The organism is Pseudoalteromonas tetraodonis, assembly GCF_002310835.1.
GTDB classification, from domain to species: domain Bacteria; phylum Pseudomonadota; class Gammaproteobacteria; order Enterobacterales; family Alteromonadaceae; genus Pseudoalteromonas; species Pseudoalteromonas tetraodonis.
This window is the reverse complement of the sequence record NZ_CP011042.1, coordinates 240,406-259,684: the sequence shown is the minus strand read 5'-3', so window position 1 is coordinate 259,684 and position 19,279 is coordinate 240,406. Positions and strand designations below refer to the sequence as shown.

The window sequence follows — 19,279 nt, the reverse complement described above, 5'->3', positions numbered from 1 at the left end:
CGGGCTTAATCAGCTACTTAGTGAACAATGGAATCGTTGCCTCATCTTGCAAATTGCAAGATTGTATCGATTGATTGGCATCCACATCATCATATTTTACTAAAATACAGGTCACGTTATCTTTGGCTCCTCTGACTAACGAAGAATGCATTAACGCCATTCCTGAATCAATAATACTAGAGGGCTCTAATGACAAACATATTTCTTCATCTGATAACTCGCCAGTAAGACCATCTGAGCACAGTAAAAATATATCGCCTGTGTTTATATCCCCTTCAACAATATCAACTTTTACTTCATCCATTACTCCTACGGCACGGGTAATTACATTAGATAGTGGATGATTTTTAGCTTCTTCAACAGAAATCATTCCTTCATCTATTAAGTCGTTAACTTGGCTATGATCTCTAGAAACTTGAGTCAACTTACTATTGCGCAACAAATAAGCTCTGCTGTCGCCAACCCATAAAATGTAATAGCGCTCATTTTTAACAAACAAAGCTGTCACCGTGCTGCCCGCTGTTTTGTTGCTTAAGTATTGCGCGCTATATTCAGTTAATTGTTTATTTGCATCTTCAATGGCTTTAACAATGTCACTGACGTTTAAATCTTCTAGTTTAAACTTTTCAACATGGGTTCTTATAACATCAACAACTAATTGGCTGGCAACTTCACCCGCTTCATGTCCTCCCATACCATCAGCTACTACCCATAAATTATGGCTGTTAATTTCTACATGCGCGTCTTCGTTAAGTTGCCTAACAGCACCTCGGTGGGTAATGGCATAACTTGAGCTTAAATTATTAATCACTATTTTTTACCTGTGTAAAATTCCATTCCCAATGTTTCCATCGTCCATCTAGCATAGCGGCCACTTGATTTACAGGCGGTAGAGCCGAAGTGATCAACACCATAGGCTTAATATTGCATGAGCCATGAGTCCACCAAACACTGTAATCACCATACTTTTTATATAAAATGGCATGCATGGTATCTTGTAAAATGTGATCACTTAATTCGGTACCAGAAAACTCCAATGCTGTAGCCTGTTTATTCTTATCTAGCGAGTTTGCAAAACTAACTTGCTTTTTAGTTGAAGTAATTTCGCTCAAAGTATTAGCTAACTCTTTACGCCAAGAAAATAAATCAACGGAGCCATCAAGTACTTTGAGTACTGCATCTTCGTACTCCAACGAAAAAACACCAGAATGAAGCACATCGACAGGAGCAATATGTGTTGTTCGCGTTACCGTGAGAGGATAATGCCTCCCCACAGCATCCATACTTGGCAATAACGTGCCCATAACGCCAGTATCACCCACAATATTTGGGCTTAAGGCAAAATGCCAAACGGGACCTGTTAAATAGTTTTCTTGCCAAACATCACCAAGCTGTTCTTTACTTACAGCAATGGCAGCCTGAAGCCATTGCTCCCAATGCTCTGAAAACTCTTTAGTAACATTATCTTGAACAAAGTCGCCTAAACAAGGGACTTTGCCAAGATAACCAATATCTACAATCGGGTCGGACATGAGAACTTCTCTACACTGCTATTCCAAAAAGGATGCCTGATTGAACTCGGCAATAATTCTACTTTTGCATTGTTACCCATTAGTGAGAAATGCAGCTCTAAGTCTTCTCGCGTTTTACTTCGCTTTTCACTCAGTTCATCTAACATTCTGTATAGTGACCACTCACCTTGGTAGGTGGTGTTAATTGAACGCCCACCATTTGGTGGAGTAAACACCACTCGAGTTTTGCTTTGACCACTTGCACCAGGCCAAACAAAATTGGTCACCTTAAGCGGACCATGACGATAAATCATAGATTGGCCATCAATTTCAATCATGAAGCTTGAGACCGTTTTATCTAATTTAAAGGTACGCAAGCCAAACTCAATTCTTGGAGTATTACTACCACGGTCAAAAAATGCGGTTTGAATTTTGTAAGCATGCTCGAACATTTTTAACGTGTTGTTGCTAATACCAATATCTTTTTCAAACTTCCAAGGGGTTGAACTCATGTCCACACTCGGGGCTACGTAGCTATTGAAAAAGTTGTCTATGGTGCCATTAGGACCAAAGAAGCGGGTAAAGTCTTTAATGCTGACTTCTTTTTCAGCCTGCGGAGCAAATGGGTAACGGCCCACAATCGCCGCGTTATACTCGCGTAAAACTTTACTTTTCCAAATTTCATTTAGATGCCTGTTAGCACTATTTTTGGTTATGTTGCTAGTATCTCTACTAATATCCAGTAACCAACTATTAAATGGATAAGGTAAGTCGCTGCTTTGATACTCTAATTGGCGAATAAAGCTAGGTTTGCTCTTACCGCTTATTTGATCTTTAATGGAGTACTTAAGCTGATCGCCTCTATCAAGCTTGGTTAAATAAATATTTAACTCTCTTAAATTTTTCTGAATATTATCAAGTTGCTGAACATCAATATCAATAATATCTTCAAAGGCTTCTTCTACTTGGTAACCTGGTAGATCAATTTCAAATTTTGGAGCTTCATCAGGTAAAAAGCGCTTGATTCGATTTGCTTTAGTTTGCATAGCGACTTTAGCGGCATTGGCTGCCACATCACCAGCTACTTTTTGATTTTCAGATACTGGTAGTTTAGTAAGCTGAACATTCTTTTTCACCGCATTGATGATATTTTTAATCGGTGCTTCAGAGCCTGCTAGCACATCAGTAATATTGACGCCTTCAGCGGGTGAGCTGTATTGATTAAGACTCAAGTCATCTAAAAATGACTGCCAATAATAAATGTAATCTTGGAAATAGCGCTGCTCTAGTTTCTTCTCTATCTCCGCTTTAGAAATATCGTAAGTTCCTGAGGCTTCTTGCCCGTAAACCCAGCTACTAGCCATTAAGTTGCCAAGCATTTTTCCTTTTTCAATATTAAAAATGCCATGAAAACCATTAAAAGTGTATAACCCTGGAATGCTTCGCGTTAAGTCGCCGTTATTACGAAAAGTAAACTTTTGTGCACTTTCAAAGCTAATAATATCGGTTAGTCTGAAAGGCGGAATACTACTATCAAGAAAATCAGCTTGAAGACGCTGGTATGCTCTTTCCGCAATCGGTAGTTTAGTTAACTCTGCACGTGCAACTCGCACAGCTTGGTTATCTATTTCGGTTTGCGTGATTCCCTCATTGAGTAAAGCTGAAATATGATTCATTAACTCACCACGCGTTTGCATATTCATATCACCGGGTAAGTTTCTGTCTAAATAAGCACTGAACCACACCACAATATCTTCACTTTCAAAGTATTCAGGTTTAAACAACATTAAGTAACACTTTAGCGTTTCATATAAATAGCTTAAGTGTTCTGGATGCGCTTCCATTTCCTTAATTAAAGTATTAGCAACAAATGGCTCTAAATACGTTTGTAAAGAACGCTTGTAAGCATTAGTAGAAGATTCTTTAATTTCGGTTAACTTATTAAAACCAACTGATGAAGCATCCTCAGGGTTAATGAGCTCAGAGTTAGTAGCAGGTAGATTTCTCAGTGCATTTAGTCTGTCGTTCAACACCAATAAATTATTTCTATCAAACGAAGAGGCATCGAGCTCTTGGTAAGTAGTAATTGCCTCATCGGTGGCGTCTATTAAGTTGCTATTCCATGCAAAACTAAAGTACCACGAAACTGAAAAACCTAATAAAGCAACACACGCAGCTGAAATACTTGCAACGCGAAGCCATTTATTTTGCTTATCATGATGTTTGTTAGTGCTTGCTAAGTTTTGCTCAGGAAAAATAACACTTTCTAAAACATTCTTAATAAAGAAACTTTTAGATTGATTTATGTAATCTGTTTTCCCTGCGCTCGCATCATTTAAAAAGCTTGACGGTGTCCCTTCTTGCGTCGCACTGGTTAAGTACACCCCTCTGAACATGGGTAATTCTTCATAGGCATTGGGGGTGAAAATTTCTTTTAAAAAGTCATCACCTACGCCCTGCAATACCCGTAACTGTCGAGGGAATTCAAAAATTTTGGCACGGATAGCTTCGTTACGCTCGTTAATAAGCCGACGATTTAACATCTCCGTAAGCTTAGAAATTAAAGCATGGAACTCTTTATTGAACGCATCTACCTGAGTATCTTTATCTAAATCAAGTTCAAAGGTAATTCCCCAAACCTGCTCACATTCTTCTTCAGTTAGCTCAGCAAAAAACTCTCTAAAGCCTTCAATTAAATCAACTTTAGAAAAAATAACATAAACAGGAAATGTCATCCCTAGTTGGTTTTGTAATTCTTGAAGACGCTGTTTTATAGCACGAGCATGTAGGTTTCGCTCAGTTTTGGTCTGGCTCATTAGCTCAGAAATACCCATGCTGATCATCACGCCATTAATAGGGCGTAACGGGCGATGCTTTCTTAATAACCCTAAAAAACCTTCCCATGCTCTTGAGTCATGTTTTGCGTGGCTACTTTGTGTTGTGTAACGCCCTGCGGTATCAATTAATACCGCTTTATTGGTAAACCACCAGTCACAATTACGGGTACCGCCTACACCATGAACTAAGTCAACGCCTAGCTTATCTTTTAATGGATAATCGAGGCCTGAGTTATGAATAACCGTTGTTTTACCTGCACCCGGAGGGCCAATCATAATATACCAAGGTAACTGGTATATATTTTTACCTTTAAATAGCTTTACATCTTTTAGTAGATCTATAGCTTCATTCATTCTCGTTTTAAGAGTAGTAATTTCTTCGTTTACTTCACTACTATTGGCATCATTGTTATCAATTAACTCATCTGCCATTTTTTCATCGCGCTTATTTTGCTGCATAAGACGATAAATTTTGGTCACTGAAAAAACTAATAATACCAATAAAATAGTTAATAATCGTGATGCTACACCTGCAAGCGGTACATAGTCTGCCACTGCGATTAAAGGGCCACCAAACCAAATTAATAATGATAAGGCTAAAAAGCCGATAATTAATATAGCGGTTCGTGATGTTAGTGCGTAGGTTATTTTTTTAAATTTTTGTGAGAAACTCATTGCAGCCTCATTAAAATAATAGATCGATTTCAATTCGTCGGTTTAATGACCGAGAAGCTGAATCTGAATTGCTGGCGATAGGCTCTGCAGCGCCCTTTCCTTCTGGCCATAAACGACCGCTTAAGTTGGTACTTTTAGCCATTAAATTAGCAACCTGTGTTGCTCTGGCTAAAGAAAGATGCCAATTAGAAGGATACTTATCTGTACTAATTGGTAAGTCATCTGTGTGGCCCGTTATAAGCACTCGCCCTTTAGTTCCCTCTAAGCTTAACGCTAACTTTTCTAAAATAGGCTGAAATGATGGAAGTAGTTGAGAATCCCCTTGTTTAAACAAATTTTCACTGTTTATCGTTATGCGGATCCCATCGGAATTTTTTGCAACAGCAACAATCCCCATTTTAATTTCTGTTTGCAGTAACTGTTCAAGTACACGCAGCTGCTGATCTTTTTTATCAACCGTTTGATTAACAGCTAACGGATGAATGCCCGCTAGTTTTTCATTAATCGCAAAAACATCGTTATTTAGCTTCATATTTATTGATAGATAAATCATCAATAATATCAGCCCCAGCACAGAAAATATGACCCACAGTGGCACTTGATTTCTTAGTTCAACACCTGCAGCAACTCTTTGTTGCCAGTTTGGAGATAGTTTATTATTAATCGGGCCATCAAGCTGATTGAGTAAATGGTAAAGCTGTGAACGATACTCTTCGACTTTTGTATCGCCGCCGGCATCTAATCGATATTTCCCTTTAAAGCCTAAGTTTAAACAGTGGTATTGCAACTCCAAAAACTGTTTGTTTTTTTCAGGTTGCCCTAACCCGGCATCAAGTAGAGTATAAAAATACTCACCACCAAAGGTTTCTTTGTGAAAAGTCGACAGCAGACTTTCATCAGCCCACTCCATTGAGCTCCACTTTGAATTCAATACAGACTCATCAAGAATAGCGCATAGGCAATAGCGTGAATTATTAATCACTTCTTTTGATAGGTGCTGGTTACGGACTTCCACTTCAAAACGCTTTATAGCCTCAACACAGCGGTGCTTGAGCGCTGCTAGATTGCTCATTTCAAGCGATTGATTTATGGATATCACAAGAGAAAAGCAATCTGTTGCCGCTTCTAACAAGGGATTTTTAAAAATTGATACCTTATTATTGCTCATCGGCTTTGCAGAGGGTGGCTCAACCGACATAACGGTTTTATCAGCATCATTTTGCGCTGCACCACTGCTTGGGGTATTTCGCCCTAGTCGGCCAGGGCGTGGTTTTATAATGGTTTCGTCCATTGAAACTCTTCCTTTTAAAAAGTTAAGTTCTAATAGCCCAAAGGCTTAATTGGAGTTCTGGGTAACTTCCTGAGAGGTGGATAGCAATTCCTCCGCTGGAGCGCAGTTTTTCCCAATGTTCACCATGGCGATTTAATTCAAAATAATGAAAACCAGCATGGTAAGGGATCTGTCTTGGCGCTGTTGGCAAGTTACTAATTGTAATACCTGGGATCTGGTTGTTAACAAGATCACGAATGGTTTCAACGCTGCCAATTTTAATTTGCGAAGGTAGAATTTTTCTCAACTCTTCATGCGGAACGCTTGCTTTAATTGCTAAAACAAACTGCGCTGAATTTAAAATAGATTTATCTTTTAAGGCACCAAACGAAATACCAAACTTACTTTGTTCAAGCTTAATTTCAGTCGCGGTTTGCTCAATTACATGGCTTAATAATTGGTATAAAAAGTTAACCACTTCACTAAACACTTGCCCTAAATTTGTGTGATCATAATTAGGTAATTTAGGCACTCTTTTATTAGCCGTGCTAAAGGTTGATAACTCACCTGCCAGTTCAATTAAGCGGCTATAAAACACGTTCGGATGTAAACTATTAACGCTGAGCAAATTATTAAATATCGCGTCATATTTATTTAGTGTTTGCAGCATTATAAAATCTGCAACTGACGTACTACCCGCATAACCTTGGCACAACCTAGCAGCAATGCTTTCAGCGCGTTGCTTTATCATTGAGCCAATTTCTCTCACTAGCCCCGATAAAGGTTTACACTGCCCTACTTTTAAAGAGGGAGGAATGTACTTTGCATCTAACTTTATTTGCCCTTCGCTGCTCACATCCACTATTCGTGCTAAAGGCAACACGATATACCCTGAATGATCATCAGAAGACAGCATCAACTTACTGTATACTTTTGCAACTTGAATTATTTCTTGAGACTGCGCTCCCAATAAGTCATCACTCACTGCCAAATCGTTAAGCTTATAGCGAGTAACCATATTATCGTCAGTTGACGATATATTAACGCCACTATTTTTTAGCGCAGGAATAGCCAAATAAACAATTTCATCAAACACATCTTTATTAACCACTAAAGGCTCAGGTAAAGAGGTTGACTGAGGCATATCAATTGGCAATAGATCCGGGGTGATTGCAGTTAATGAATCAACAGCGAATTGACCACTGTTAAGTAATTCATTATCAATACTAATATCAATTATTCCCCATGGATCAGCAAGGTTTCCACTGCATACTTGCTTAATCACATTTGAAATATATTTATCTGATTGCTGAAAGTGCTGAGGTCTTAAAAACATCCCCTCAGTCCAAGCAACACGAGTGTTATCACCCATTTTAAAAATCCTTTTTTATTGCTCTCTCATGTATGTAGCAATCGCTTCTACATTTACATTGATGTCGTCATAACCGGTGGGGTCAACTTCAATAACCGCTCTCCACCTTGCTTGGTCTATATTTCTGTAAGCAACAACAACCCCAACATAACGAGTATTACGATTAAGGCTCATTTTATATTGCTGTACTGAATCAGGTTGAAGCTCTAACTCATCCTTTTTTAATAAATCAGGGCCTAATATCTTTTCTGGCGTATCGTATAAGCTAAAAAAATCCTGCGTGTCAAAAATTGTTCTTGAGCTCAACTCAAAAATTTTCATCACCACCGGAGAAGGGCGTTCTGATGTATCCGGATTAACATTTTTAGATACATTGATGATCAGATCTGTAGAAGGAGGTACGATTTTATTCATCGTAGTACATCCCAGTACCAAAAATAGTAAACTAAAACTCATTAAATAGAGCTTAACTTTATGCATTATTTACTTTCCTTTCTAGAGCGTTTCTTTGATTCGATCGTTATATGCTTTTAAAAAATCATCAGACATAGCCATAGCGCCTTTCGCGTTAACTTCCTGAGAAATATCATCATATAAACTTTGATATAACTTCCAGCATTTAGACTCTATTTGGCCTGGAATAATTTTTAACACGTTAGAATTATCGTTTGCCTGTTGATTAATTTGCACGGGAGAAACTTGCGATAACATCCCTTTGAGCACGCCATCTGCACCAGCGAGCAGTGCTTGCTCGTGCTTGCGTGTATCTACAAAGCTTTCTTTAATAGATTCATTCGAAGACAGAAAGCTTGCACTATTTTTTATGAACAAGTTCTGAATAACATCATCAATATTGGCAGAAAACTTCAATGGGTTGTTCTGTTCGGTCTGAAACATTGTATGGTTCAGTCTTAATTTGTTCTTTACAATCGCGCGTTGGCGTAAAGATTCCATGAGCTCTGTCAGTAACAAACTTAAGCCCTGCCCCATCTCAAACCACAGCTTTTCATTATCTAGAGCACTTTTAAGCTCATCCTTAATCCCCAATCCGTTTAAAAAGGCATCACAAAACACTTTATCATTTTGAGCAAAGCTTTTTACAGGCGCTGTTTGTTTTACAGCTTGCTGCTCAGCATTATAACGTTTAGTCGGCGCACTTTCTTTTATTGGAGCTGGAGTGTCAACTGGCGCTGAAGAATTCACTTCGTCATTACCAAGATCAAACTCATCGGTATTCATAAGGCGAGTTAGCTCATCCCAATCTTCTGGAATATGATTATCCGCTGTTGCTTGTTGTGAAATTACAGATACCGCAGGCATAGACTCATTCATAATTGAATCATTGAATAACGGCGCAGACTCTGCAGTTTGACTACTATGTGAAGCAAATGTACTTACTTGTTGAGAACTGTTTGAAGTAATAGGATTACTAATATCTGCGTGTGGCTCATCAGCTAAACTAACATCAACCTGAAAATCACCAATAGTTAAGACATCACTATCTGACAAACGTTGTTTATTACCTTGACCTAAAGGCGCCACTGCAAAATTAATAAACAAACCATTGGTTGAATTATCGTATATATAAAAAGAATCGCCTTCTTTTTCAATTCTACCGTGCTTACTTGAGATAATTTTTTCAGGATCGGGAAGATGCCAATCACATCCCTCAGAACGGCCAAAAGTGAGTGAATCTTTTACCGTTTTGGTAGCTTCGATTTCAGGCGAAAGTCTGTGATAACTAGTGATGTTTAGTATCAGTTCCATTTGATAAGTCAGTCCCTATAGCATTATTGTGAACAGGATAAAGTAGAAGCGAAACTATTGTCAACATTGAAATTAACACAGAGAAATGTCGCATTGTAGATTTTGTCTCTAAAACAATACGGCCTATCTACTCATCGACGGCGTTTGTTACTTTTCTTTTTAATGCTTTTTAACTAGGCCAAAAATAAACACTTTAGAGACATCTTCTGGCTTTAAACCGACTTTTTCAATTCACTATAAAGCGAGTTCACCGGCAACAATATGCTATTCAGGCATTGCTATAATTGTATATTTTTGTAAAATACATGCTTAAATCAGAGGGAAAATTGATAGGTAAGTAGAGATTATTTACCTTTGTAATTATTTAACTAAACACAATAAAAGGATTTTTTAATGAGCAATATTAATGATAACAACGATAAAACTCAGATTGCTTCTCTAGACTCCAGCACAAAAAAAACATCAAGCATCCATAAACAAAACCTCCTCGGCAAAAAGATATCTGATCGCTACCTAATTGAAGAGCTCATCGGGCAAGGTGGAATGTGTTACATATATCGTGCGCGAGATACCTTTTTAGAAAACAGCGGTCGCTCTGAAGCATCGGTCGCTATAAAAGTGCTCCAAGAAGAGTTTTCCAACTCTGAAGAAGCTATTTCATTATTGAAAGATGAAACAGCAAAAACACAACAACTTGCTCACCCTAGTATTGTAAAAGTGTACTCAGCAGACTCTGATGGCGATTTGTATTATGTCACTATGGAGCTCATTGAGGGAGAAACTCTAGAACAAATTATTAAGCGAAATAAACCCTCAGGTTTAGCGTTTAAAAAAGCGAAAATTATTTTAGAACAATTAACTGACGCCCTTATATATGCCCACTCACGTGGCGTAATACATAATGATCTTAAGCCTTCGAATATTATTTTTGACTCTAATGGTAACCTCAAAGTGCTTGATTTTGGTATTGCTAAACACAAAAGTTTGGACGACCAATATGCTGTTAAAAACGAAAGTGAGTTTGCAACCATTGGTGGTTATACTCCAACGTATGCTAGCCCTGAGCAGCTAAAAGGCGGCGAAGCATCCATTAAAGATGATGTATTTTCATTTGCCTGTATTGCTTATGAGCTTCTAAGCAGTAAGCACCCATTTAACCGCATTGCTGCAGATAAAGTTCCTAAAAATACTACTGTAAAAAAACCAAGTAATTGCCCTCTCCTTTTATGGAAAAATTTACATAAAGCATTATCTTTAAGCGCCAGCCAAAGACTCGATTCACTAGAACAAATTTCAAAAACGCTAAAAGTGAACTTAAAACCCGCTATTTTTGCCAGTGTGGCTAGTGTGGCAATTATTGCCTTAATAACTCAAAATTATTTTTCAAGCTCAGATAATACCAAGCAATTACAGGCACAACTTGATAACGCCAAGGCAATTAACCAACAAGTGGAAGCATGGATGTCTTGGCAAGGCCCTACTATTTTAAACAAACTAGAACAAATTCCGCCACAGTATGAGGTGCTTAAACAAGGATTACTCAGATCAAATCAGCAAAGTATATTAGATAGCTTTAATGATGAAGCAAGCCAGTTTAATAATATTGCGGGCCGTAAATTTAAAGATTTTGATAAAATAATAGCAGTCTATTCTAATGCACTGAACTACTATCCCGATTCAGAAAAGCTTTCGATGCAATTAGAAAGTGTATTGAGGGAGCGCCAATCAATTATTTTTGATATTACCGCGAGAATAGATTTATTACTCGAACAATCACGCTACAACGAAGACCAGCCCAATAGTATTGCTCATCTCGTTAAAGATCTAAAAGAAGTAGATAAAACTTACCGTTATCAACCAACGGATCTGCATCTTGATAACTTTACTGTTGCGTTAAACACAGCCATAGAAAGCGATGATGTCATCACACAAAAAGTACTTTTAAATGTGGGTAAAATTGTATTTTCAAATAACAAAAAAGCAGAAGAGCTTCTTGCTAATTTAATGAAGCGTGAGTCTGCAATTAATGCACTAACCGCATACCAACAAAAGATTAATTTAGGCGAACAAGCTGAGTTTCCTCGTGCCGATGCGGTCGTTTTTTATGGTCCAAAGTTTCAACGCTTTTCTGCACAATTAGAAACTATTGAAGATCATAAAGCTTTAATGGAATTTGAAGAGTTTATTAAATCCGAATCGACAGCACTACCCAACGATTTTTCTCTTTTAGTATCGCTTAGAAAAGAATTATCGAGACGTTACATTAGTACAGCGAACGATTTAATGAAAAAAAGAATGTATAAAGCAGCTGAACGTTTAGTTGAAAAAAGTGAGGCCATCACGCAATCGTTAGACAATATGCTTTAAACAACTCTTATTTATTGCTCAAAAATAACACAGATATAATTGAATATAGATTAGTTAGCTATTAGACTAACCCAAAATATACATAATAAAGTCAAGGACGACGAGTGCATTTCCATCATCATACACTCCGCCAAGATTTTAAAATATTTAGACTTTTTATAATTAATGGAGTACCTATGAAAAATTTAAGCTTATTAGCTGCAGCCGTTATACTTACGGGTTGTTCGACAACTTCTAGTGTAAATAAAACAGAGGAAGTAGTTATTGAGCCAACGCCTCAAGTTAGCGAAGAGAATGCGCCGATATCACTGACTGTTATTACTAACCCTGCAGACTCTAGAGTACGCATTATGAATATAGTGCCTGTATATCAAGACGCTATAGAACTAGATGCAGGTAAATATGATATCGAAGTAAGTAAGGCAGGCTATGTGACTTATAGAAAATGGGTAACGGTTGACAAAAAAACCATCTTAACTATTGAGCTAGATGAAAAACAGCTAAGCCAGTCTGCGCAATAAGCGAATTATCAATTTAAAATGCCTTTATTACGCTCAATAAAGGCATTTTAAATACGGTAATAGGCAAACCACGCATAACTAATTACACTAATATTAACTACAATACATACCCATAGCACTGCAATAAAAACTCGTTTTTGTGACTTATGCCGTAAACTTTGCTGCGCTATAAGTGCACCGGGCCATCCTCCAAATAAAGCCAATAGATGTAAGTGTCGTTCAGGTATGCGACTCACCTTTTTATGGTTTGATTGTACCGCTTTTCGCTTATCCCATGCGTAATATACAAATGTAATACAGCTGATCGATGAAACATATATGGGTAAGTACATTTCAACTTCATTATTTAAGTAAGCTAACCAAAATAAGGCTATAAACAAGCTGGAAAATATAATTAAGCTACTTTTTATCAAAAAATAATCGCCTATAATGAAGATAATTAAAAGAAACACCAAGGTTAAATTATGACATATTTAAAGGCTTCGATGCTGCTGTTTTCACTATGTATATTCAGTATTCAAGCAAATAATAAAACGGATTTACTAGAGCCTGAGCTTGCGGTATTCACTCCTCACTTAGGTACTTGGCAAGCTGATTTTCATATAGATAAAAACCCGCTTCCAACCCAAGATGTGACCAAATGGGAGCGCACCTTAAATGGTAAAGCCATTCGCACTACGCATTCTATAAATGAAGGTGAGTATGGGGGCGAATCAATGATTTTCTATGATCGCAAAAAACAGTCATTAGTATTTTATTATTTTACTACGGCTGGCTTTTATACCAAAGGAGTCATGAAAGTGTTGAGCCCAACACAATTTGTTGCTTATGAAGACGTCACTGGCAGCCAAGAGGGAATCACTAAAGTTAAATCAACTAGTGAATTCAAAGATGAGCAATTTGTTGTTTCCACCAGTTATTTAAAAAAAGGTGAATGGACTAAGCCGCAAATTCGCACCTACTATCGCAGCAATAAAGAAGTTAAGTTTAAATAGGTATTACTTTATTACCTTGTAATACCTACAAAATGTAATAGTTCATAAAAAACAGTGTTCTAGCTATTAAAAATTACCATTAGAACTAGAACACTGATCTTAAGTTACTTTATAAATTTTTTAAACGCATTATCAACAGGCGTATCTGCAAGGTGGTTGGTGTAATTACTCATCACCTTTTGCGCAAGACCCAACACAATTTCAAGAAGCTGTTGTTTTGTATACCCTGCTGCAAAAAACTTTTCCTGCTGTGACTGACTTAACACACCACGTTCTCGTGTCATTTCAAGCGTTGTCTCACGAAGTGTCTCAAGTTTAGGATCAGCAAGCGGGGTTTTATTGACTAATGCATCCACAATATTCTCATCAACCTTCATGGCAGCGGCTATACCACTGTGTGCTGGCACACAATAATGGCACTCGTGCTCAACATTAATTGATTGCCAAACAACCGTTAACTCTTGTGCATTAAACGATGTTTTTTGAAATAACTCATGCAGTACTTGATAACCCTTTAGCAATGTTGGTGCCTCAGCCATCACAGCATGAAGATTAGGCAACATTCCAAAAGCGGCGACAGAGTCTGCTAATAAAGGTTTTGCCTCTGCTGATACATTTTCTTGCGTGTATAAGGTAAATTCAGCCATAGTTTTGCTCCTATATAATAAATAGTATTAAGTCGTGTTGAGAAACATATTATTTGATTTTGAGCGGTCGCTCAAGTTAAAATTGAACAGTCGCTCAAATTAATAGAAACTATTATGGCCAATAAAATTAAATTTGAACGTGAACATGTTGTTCGCGTGGCAAGTCAGCTGTTCTGGGAGAAAGGCTTTCATGCTACTTCTACCCGCGATTTACAGGAAGCTATAAATATGCGACCAGGAAGTATTTACTCTGCATTTGGCTCTAAAGAAGGGTTATACAGTGAATCTTTAAAAGACTACACCGTACAGATGAAAAGCCAAATTGAGGGCTTTATAGCAAACTCTGATTCGATTTTAGGTGGTTTGCGGGCATTTGTTGAAAATGTAATTATTAAAACCAAGGACTGCAGTCCAAGTGCTATTTGTATGTTAGTAAAAGCAAATACCGAATTTCCTGAAAAAGACACGGCTTTAAGTGAGTTAAGCGCAGGCTTACTGACTAAATTTGAATCTTATTTAACCACATTGTTTACCCGCGCTATTGAAAATGGTGAGCTAAGCGGTGATTTAACTGCAACTGCATACGCACAATTTTTCCAAGTGCAATTTACAGGATTACGAGGTTACTTTAATCGCCCTGCAGTCGAGCATTTGGCGATGCCGATGATCAACCAAATGTTTGTACTAATCAAAAAACTGTAATCCTATTGGGTGCTTGTCTTTGCGCTTAAATAAACTCTTTTTATATTCAGTTTGATTATTCAGCGTATAAAAAAGCGGCTAATCTGTATTAAATTAGCCGCTTGTTTAACTCTAAATAAAAAAATTTACGTTTTCAACTTATTCAGCTCAGCGTCTTGCTGTGCAACCAACTTATTGAGTTCTTGGCTGCTATCGCCTGCCTGAGCAGATAAATCAGAGAGCTGAGATGCCGCATCAGAAATAATAGTTAAATTACGATTTATTTCTTCAGTGACCAAACTTTGCTCTTCAGCTGCGGTTGCAATATGGGTGATTTGGTTAGTTATTTCATCCACTTTTACAACAACACTGTGCAGTGCATCAAAGGCAGTAGAAGTTTCATCAACTGCATTTTCAGCACGTACAACGCCTTTTTCAATGACAGTTGAGGCATTTCCTACTTCTGATAACAAGCTATCAATTAGGCTGCTAATATCGTCGGTGGATGAGCGAGTTTTAGACGCTAAAGCCCTAACTTCATCCGCAACAACAGCAAAACCTCGACCATGTTCACCGGCACGTGCAGCCTCAATGGCGGCATTCAATGCCAGTAAATTTGTTTGCTCAGAAATAGTTCGGATCACATCCAAAATTTGCGTAATATCATTACTACGTGAGGCCACTTTTTCGACTGCTTGGTTGGCTTCTTTGATTTCCTCAGACATTGTTTTAACTTGGGTCATCGCAGAAGATAAACTCGACTCGCTGCTAACCACTAAGGTATTGATTTCATCAGCTTGTTGCGCAGATTGCTCAGAAGCTTTTGCCACTTCAAGTGCTGTCGCGCTCATTTCGTTCATTGCCGTCACCACACTTTCAATTTCTTTAAACTGTGCCTGAACATTATGCTTGGTTTCTACGGCAATATTTGAGGTAACTTCGCCTTGATGCTTGGTTTGATCCGAGACCGCTTTTAGCTCACTAATAAGTTCACGCAGTTTTGATAAAAACTTATTAAATCCTCCGGCCAAAGCTATAAGCTCAGCATGCGTATCCACATGTAGTGTTTGTGTTAAATCACCTTCAGAGCTGGCTAGGTTATCTACACGTTCTTGTATTTGTTTAAGTGGCGCTACAACACTGCCTACTACAAGCTTCATTACTATAAATGCCAATACCGCAATCACAGTCCCCGTGATCAAAATAATCACACCCAGCTCTTTTGCAGCCTCAGACATGCCAGCAGTTAATTGAATAGGTCCTTCAAAGGCAAGTTCAGCGGGAACTTCAATTAGCAGCATCCATTTCACATCAGCAAGCTTAATTTCAATCGGGTAAGACACCATTATTTCAGCGCCTTGTTTGTTTGTTCCTTTGGTGCCTTTTAGAGCTTTATAACTCTCATAACTTTTAGCGCTAACCGCTTCTTTTAAAGGGCGACCTAGTTTTTCTTTGTAGTGGCTCGTACCGACAATTAAACCCAAATGACTAAGTAAGGTTACTTTTGCTTTACCATCATAAAGCGCTTTTGAAAGCTCTTCTGTCAATTTTTGAAATACAGGTAGTGTAATATCCGCGCCTGTTACGCCAACAAATTTACCTGATTTAATAATAGGCACCACTAAAGAGGTCATCATCTCAGAATAACCCGGAGTTATTTCATAGAGGTAGGGTTCCATGATACAGGGTTTTAATTTGTCTTTTGCACACAAGTACCATTCAGCTTCACGTAAACCGAATTCATTAATTTTATCAACATATTTTTCTGAGGCATCTTCTACTACTTGTTGTTCAACAACGCCGTTCGAATTTCTCGTTAGATAAACCTCTAGTGTGCCAGCTCCAGCAACTGAATGATCGTACCCTTGGGTAAAATCACTATCTTTGCCATCAAAGCCATTTTTTTCAAACTGTGAGTAAATACTAGAAATAACATCATTGCTTTCTAGTATTGAGCGATTTAGTAGAGCGACAGATTCTCTGTTTATGGATGTTTTATCGGCGTCTTCTAAAATACTGCCAAGAGAGTATGGGATCCGATAAGCTTCATTGATAAATGCCGCAATTTTCTCACCGTATGCGGCTGCATTTGCGGTTAATCGACCATCTACTTCACTGACAATTAATGTTTCTGCCTCTGAAGAGGTTTGTGCATTACTGGATGATAATTTAGACCACAATATTCCTGAAAATAGTACAACCGTTAAAAGTATACTTCCAACACTTATCCACAATAACTTTTTTGCTAACGCTATTTCCCGCATTAAAATTACCTTACCTTACATATGTATTTTTTAGTTTAGACCAATTAAAAGAACATACTATAAAATATTTCAGAAATACCGTTTAGTGACTTATTTTAGTATTTAGTGTTCGGCTAACTTTGTTTAGTTAACCGTTGAGTGATTAAACAAACGAGCAAAAGTAAGCTAGCGCTTACCCACAAACAGGCCTGCAGCCCATATACTTTATACATAAAACCAGAAAGTACTGTCCCGACCAGTCTTCCTGCAGCGTTAGCCATGTAATAAAAACCTACATCCAAAGAAACACCATCACTTTTAGCAAGGCTGACAATCAAATAACTGTGTAATGATGAGTTAATAGCAAATGCAGCACCAAAAATAAATAACCCAACAATTAGCGTAGTGTTTACAGCTATATTAAACTGCATCAAACAAGCTAATAACAAGGTGACACACGCCAATACTCCCCCCCAGTAAAACGCTTTCTTTATCGCATCATTACTGACAAGTGACTTGCCTGTAATTTTTGGTGCTTGAGATTGCACTACCCCATAAGCAATCACCCATAGTGCCATAAAACCACTAACCCACCAGTGTGGCCAATTAAATTGCGAGGCTAAATAAACAGGCAATGCAACAACAAACCATACATCACGAGCAGCAAATAAACAAAACCGAGCGGCACTAAGTAAATTAATCGCCCTAGACTTAGAAAGTAACGCTTTAAATTTTGGTTTATTTTTAGCTTTGCCTATATCACCCTCTAAATACACTAAGCTAATGATCCAAGCGATAGTTAAAAGCATAATTAAAGCAACTAACGCTCCAACAAATCCTAGTAAAGTAAGTAATAGCCCCCCTAAAAAGAAGCCAACTCCTTTTAATGCATTTTTAGAGCCCGTTAATATAGCAATCCATTTGTATAATTGGCTTTGCTGATTATCACCTTCGGGAACTAAATATTTAATCGCACTTTTAGCGCTCATTTTATTGAGATCTTTGGCAACCCCACTTAAGGCTTGCGCTAACATTACATAACTTACCGATAACCAATCGCTTGGTGCACACAACATAGCTAAGGCCACAACTTGCAGCCCTAATCCTATGTTCATGGTTTTATTTAAACCTAAATGCGCACCTAACCAACCGCCAATTAAGTTAGTAATAACCCCAAATAACTCATAAAACACAAACAGCATGGCAATCGCGAGCGCGCCATACCCTAACTGATGAAAATACAGCACCACCAGCATGCGAAGTGCGCCATCTGTTAGTGTAAAAGCCCAGTAATTACCCGTAATAATGCCATACTGTTTTAAAGCCGATGGTAAATTGGCGATTTGCGAAAACATCTTCAATACCCTGAACTAGTTTACTAAATCACTTTGTCCTACTTTGAGCATCAGCTCAGCAGTCCGGTTGGCATAACCCCATTCATTATCATACCAAGCATAGAGTTTAAGTTGAGTGTGGTTTATAACCATTGTCGAAAGCGCATCTATAATTGTGCTACGAGGGTCTGTTTTGTAATCAATAGATACCAATGGCTTTTCTTCATAGCCTAAAATGCCTTTTAGCTCGTTATTAGCCGCTTGCTTAAACCATCCATTCACTTCTTGTTCGGTTACACCACGCTCTAGTTCAAACACGCAATCAGTAATTGATGCATTGGTTAGGGGGACTCGAACCGCATGGCCGTTTAATTTTCCTTTAAGTTCAGGGAATATCTGCGTAATAGCCGTTGCACTGCCGGTAGTGGTAGGAATTAAACTTGTTCCGCATGAGCGCGCGCGACGTAAATCTTTATGAGGTGCATCTATAATGGTTTGGGTGTTGGTAATGTCATGAATCGTTGTTATGGATCCATGCTTAATCCCTACTTTTTCTTGCAATACTTTTACCACAGGCGCTAAACAATTTGTTGTGCATGAAGCCGCGGTAACAATTTTATGTAACTGCGGATTATAAAGATGATCGTTCACCCCTATTACCACATTCAAAACACTCTCTTCTTTAACTGGGGCAGTAACAACCACACGCTTTACACCTTGCGCTAAATAAGCGTTGAGTAATTCTGTGGTTTTCATTTTACCGCTGGCTTCAATCACCACATCACATTGTGACCAGTCAGTCTCTGCAATCGATTTATTATTCGTTACTTTAACCGTATGCTTTGCTACAGAAAAACTATTATCATCGGCTTGCACCTCATATTTTAGGCGCCCGTGAACCGAGTCAAATTCTAATAAATGGGCATGTGTTTTCGCATCAGCAGCCACATCATTAACATGTACAAATTCAACCTCAGGCCAATCAATTGCCGCTCGTAAGGTTAAACGTCCGATTCGTCCAAAACCATTTATGCCTACTTTAATCGTCATTATAAAATT

At 38.1% G+C, this 19,279-nt stretch carries 16 protein-coding genes; 4 read left to right on the top strand and 12 right to left on the bottom strand.

What is annotated here, in order from left to right:
* Positions 1–13: 13 nt before the first annotated feature.
* Genes PTET_RS16900 through tagH form a run of 7 tightly spaced genes read right to left on the bottom strand, consistent with a single transcriptional unit; the run spans position 14 to position 9,432 of the window.
* Positions 14–811 (bottom strand): PP2C family protein-serine/threonine phosphatase, encoded by a 798-nt coding sequence (locus PTET_RS16900; protein ID WP_013462964.1) that lies wholly within the window; start codon positions 809–811, stop codon positions 14–16.
* Positions 804–1,532, bottom strand: coding sequence for a type VI secretion system-associated protein TagF (gene tagF / locus PTET_RS16895; protein ID WP_013462963.1), 729 nt, complete (start codon positions 1,530–1,532; stop codon positions 804–806). Before tagF ends, PTET_RS16900 begins: the two co-directional genes overlap by 8 nt.
* Complete coding sequence (gene tssM / locus PTET_RS16890) at positions 1,514–5,023, bottom strand: type VI secretion system membrane subunit TssM (protein ID WP_016900102.1); 3,510 nt, start codon at positions 5,021–5,023, stop codon at positions 1,514–1,516. The genes tagF and tssM overlap by 19 nt, the downstream gene beginning before the upstream one ends.
* Before the next feature lie 10 nt (positions 5,024–5,033).
* Positions 5,034–6,314: a type VI secretion system protein TssL, long form gene (gene tssL / locus PTET_RS16885; protein WP_013462961.1), complete on the bottom strand. Its 1,281-nt coding sequence runs from the start codon at positions 6,312–6,314 to the stop codon at positions 5,034–5,036.
* A gap of 22 nt (positions 6,315–6,336) precedes the next feature.
* Positions 6,337–7,665 carry a type VI secretion system baseplate subunit TssK gene (gene tssK / locus PTET_RS16880; RefSeq protein WP_024602749.1) on the bottom strand — a complete coding sequence of 443 codons (1,329 nt, stop codon included), beginning with the start codon at positions 7,663–7,665 and terminating at the stop codon, positions 6,337–6,339.
* Positions 7,666–7,680: 15 nt separating this feature from the next.
* Complete coding sequence (gene tssJ, locus PTET_RS16875) at positions 7,681–8,145, bottom strand: type VI secretion system lipoprotein TssJ (protein WP_013462959.1); 465 nt, start codon at positions 8,143–8,145, stop codon at positions 7,681–7,683.
* 15 nt (positions 8,146–8,160) lie between these two features.
* Positions 8,161–9,432, bottom strand: a complete 1,272-nt coding sequence (gene tagH, locus PTET_RS16870) for a type VI secretion system-associated FHA domain protein TagH (RefSeq protein WP_013462958.1) — start codon at positions 9,430–9,432, stop codon at positions 8,161–8,163.
* A gap of 393 nt (positions 9,433–9,825) precedes the next feature.
* Between tagH and PTET_RS16865 the strand changes: the two genes are divergently transcribed.
* Together PTET_RS16865 and PTET_RS16860 are read left to right on the top strand one after the other, a co-directional pair.
* Positions 9,826–11,799, top strand: a complete 1,974-nt coding sequence (locus PTET_RS16865; protein ID WP_028834241.1) for a serine/threonine-protein kinase — start codon at positions 9,826–9,828, stop codon at positions 11,797–11,799.
* A 176-nt stretch (positions 11,800–11,975) separates the two neighbouring features.
* Positions 11,976–12,320, top strand: a complete 345-nt coding sequence (locus tag PTET_RS16860) for a PEGA domain-containing protein (RefSeq protein WP_028834242.1) — start codon at positions 11,976–11,978, stop codon at positions 12,318–12,320.
* A 47-nt stretch (positions 12,321–12,367) separates the two neighbouring features.
* Here PTET_RS16860 and PTET_RS16855 read toward each other — a convergent pair whose 3' ends face one another.
* A complete protein-coding gene (locus PTET_RS16855) occupies positions 12,368–12,733 on the bottom strand; it encodes a DUF1294 domain-containing protein (RefSeq protein WP_036955235.1) in 366 nt (121 codons plus the stop codon).
* Positions 12,734–12,784: 51 nt separating this feature from the next.
* On the opposite strand from PTET_RS16855, the gene PTET_RS16850 reads away from it, so the two are divergent.
* Complete coding sequence (locus tag PTET_RS16850) at positions 12,785–13,315, top strand: hypothetical protein (RefSeq protein ID WP_096039008.1); 531 nt, start codon at positions 12,785–12,787, stop codon at positions 13,313–13,315.
* Between the two features lie 104 nt (positions 13,316–13,419).
* Here PTET_RS16850 and PTET_RS16845 read toward each other — a convergent pair whose 3' ends face one another.
* Positions 13,420–13,962, bottom strand: a complete 543-nt coding sequence (locus PTET_RS16845; RefSeq protein WP_013462953.1) for a carboxymuconolactone decarboxylase family protein — start codon at positions 13,960–13,962, stop codon at positions 13,420–13,422.
* Between the two features lie 114 nt (positions 13,963–14,076).
* Between PTET_RS16845 and PTET_RS16840 the strand changes: the two genes are divergently transcribed.
* Complete coding sequence (locus tag PTET_RS16840) at positions 14,077–14,664, top strand: TetR/AcrR family transcriptional regulator (RefSeq protein ID WP_024602751.1); 588 nt, start codon at positions 14,077–14,079, stop codon at positions 14,662–14,664.
* 125 nt (positions 14,665–14,789) lie between these two features.
* On the opposite strand, the gene PTET_RS16835 is transcribed toward PTET_RS16840, so the two are convergent.
* From PTET_RS16835 to PTET_RS16825, 3 genes are all read right to left on the bottom strand, one after another.
* Positions 14,790–16,907, bottom strand: a complete 2,118-nt coding sequence (locus PTET_RS16835; protein WP_013462951.1) for a methyl-accepting chemotaxis protein — start codon at positions 16,905–16,907, stop codon at positions 14,790–14,792.
* Positions 16,908–17,020: 113 nt separating this feature from the next.
* Positions 17,021–18,241, bottom strand: a complete 1,221-nt coding sequence (gene arsJ / locus PTET_RS16830) for an organoarsenical effux MFS transporter ArsJ (protein ID WP_013462950.1) — start codon at positions 18,239–18,241, stop codon at positions 17,021–17,023.
* 15 nt (positions 18,242–18,256) lie between these two features.
* A complete protein-coding gene (locus PTET_RS16825) occupies positions 18,257–19,270 on the bottom strand; it encodes an ArsJ-associated glyceraldehyde-3-phosphate dehydrogenase (protein ID WP_013462949.1) in 1,014 nt (337 codons plus the stop codon).
* Positions 19,271–19,279 lie beyond the last annotated feature (9 nt).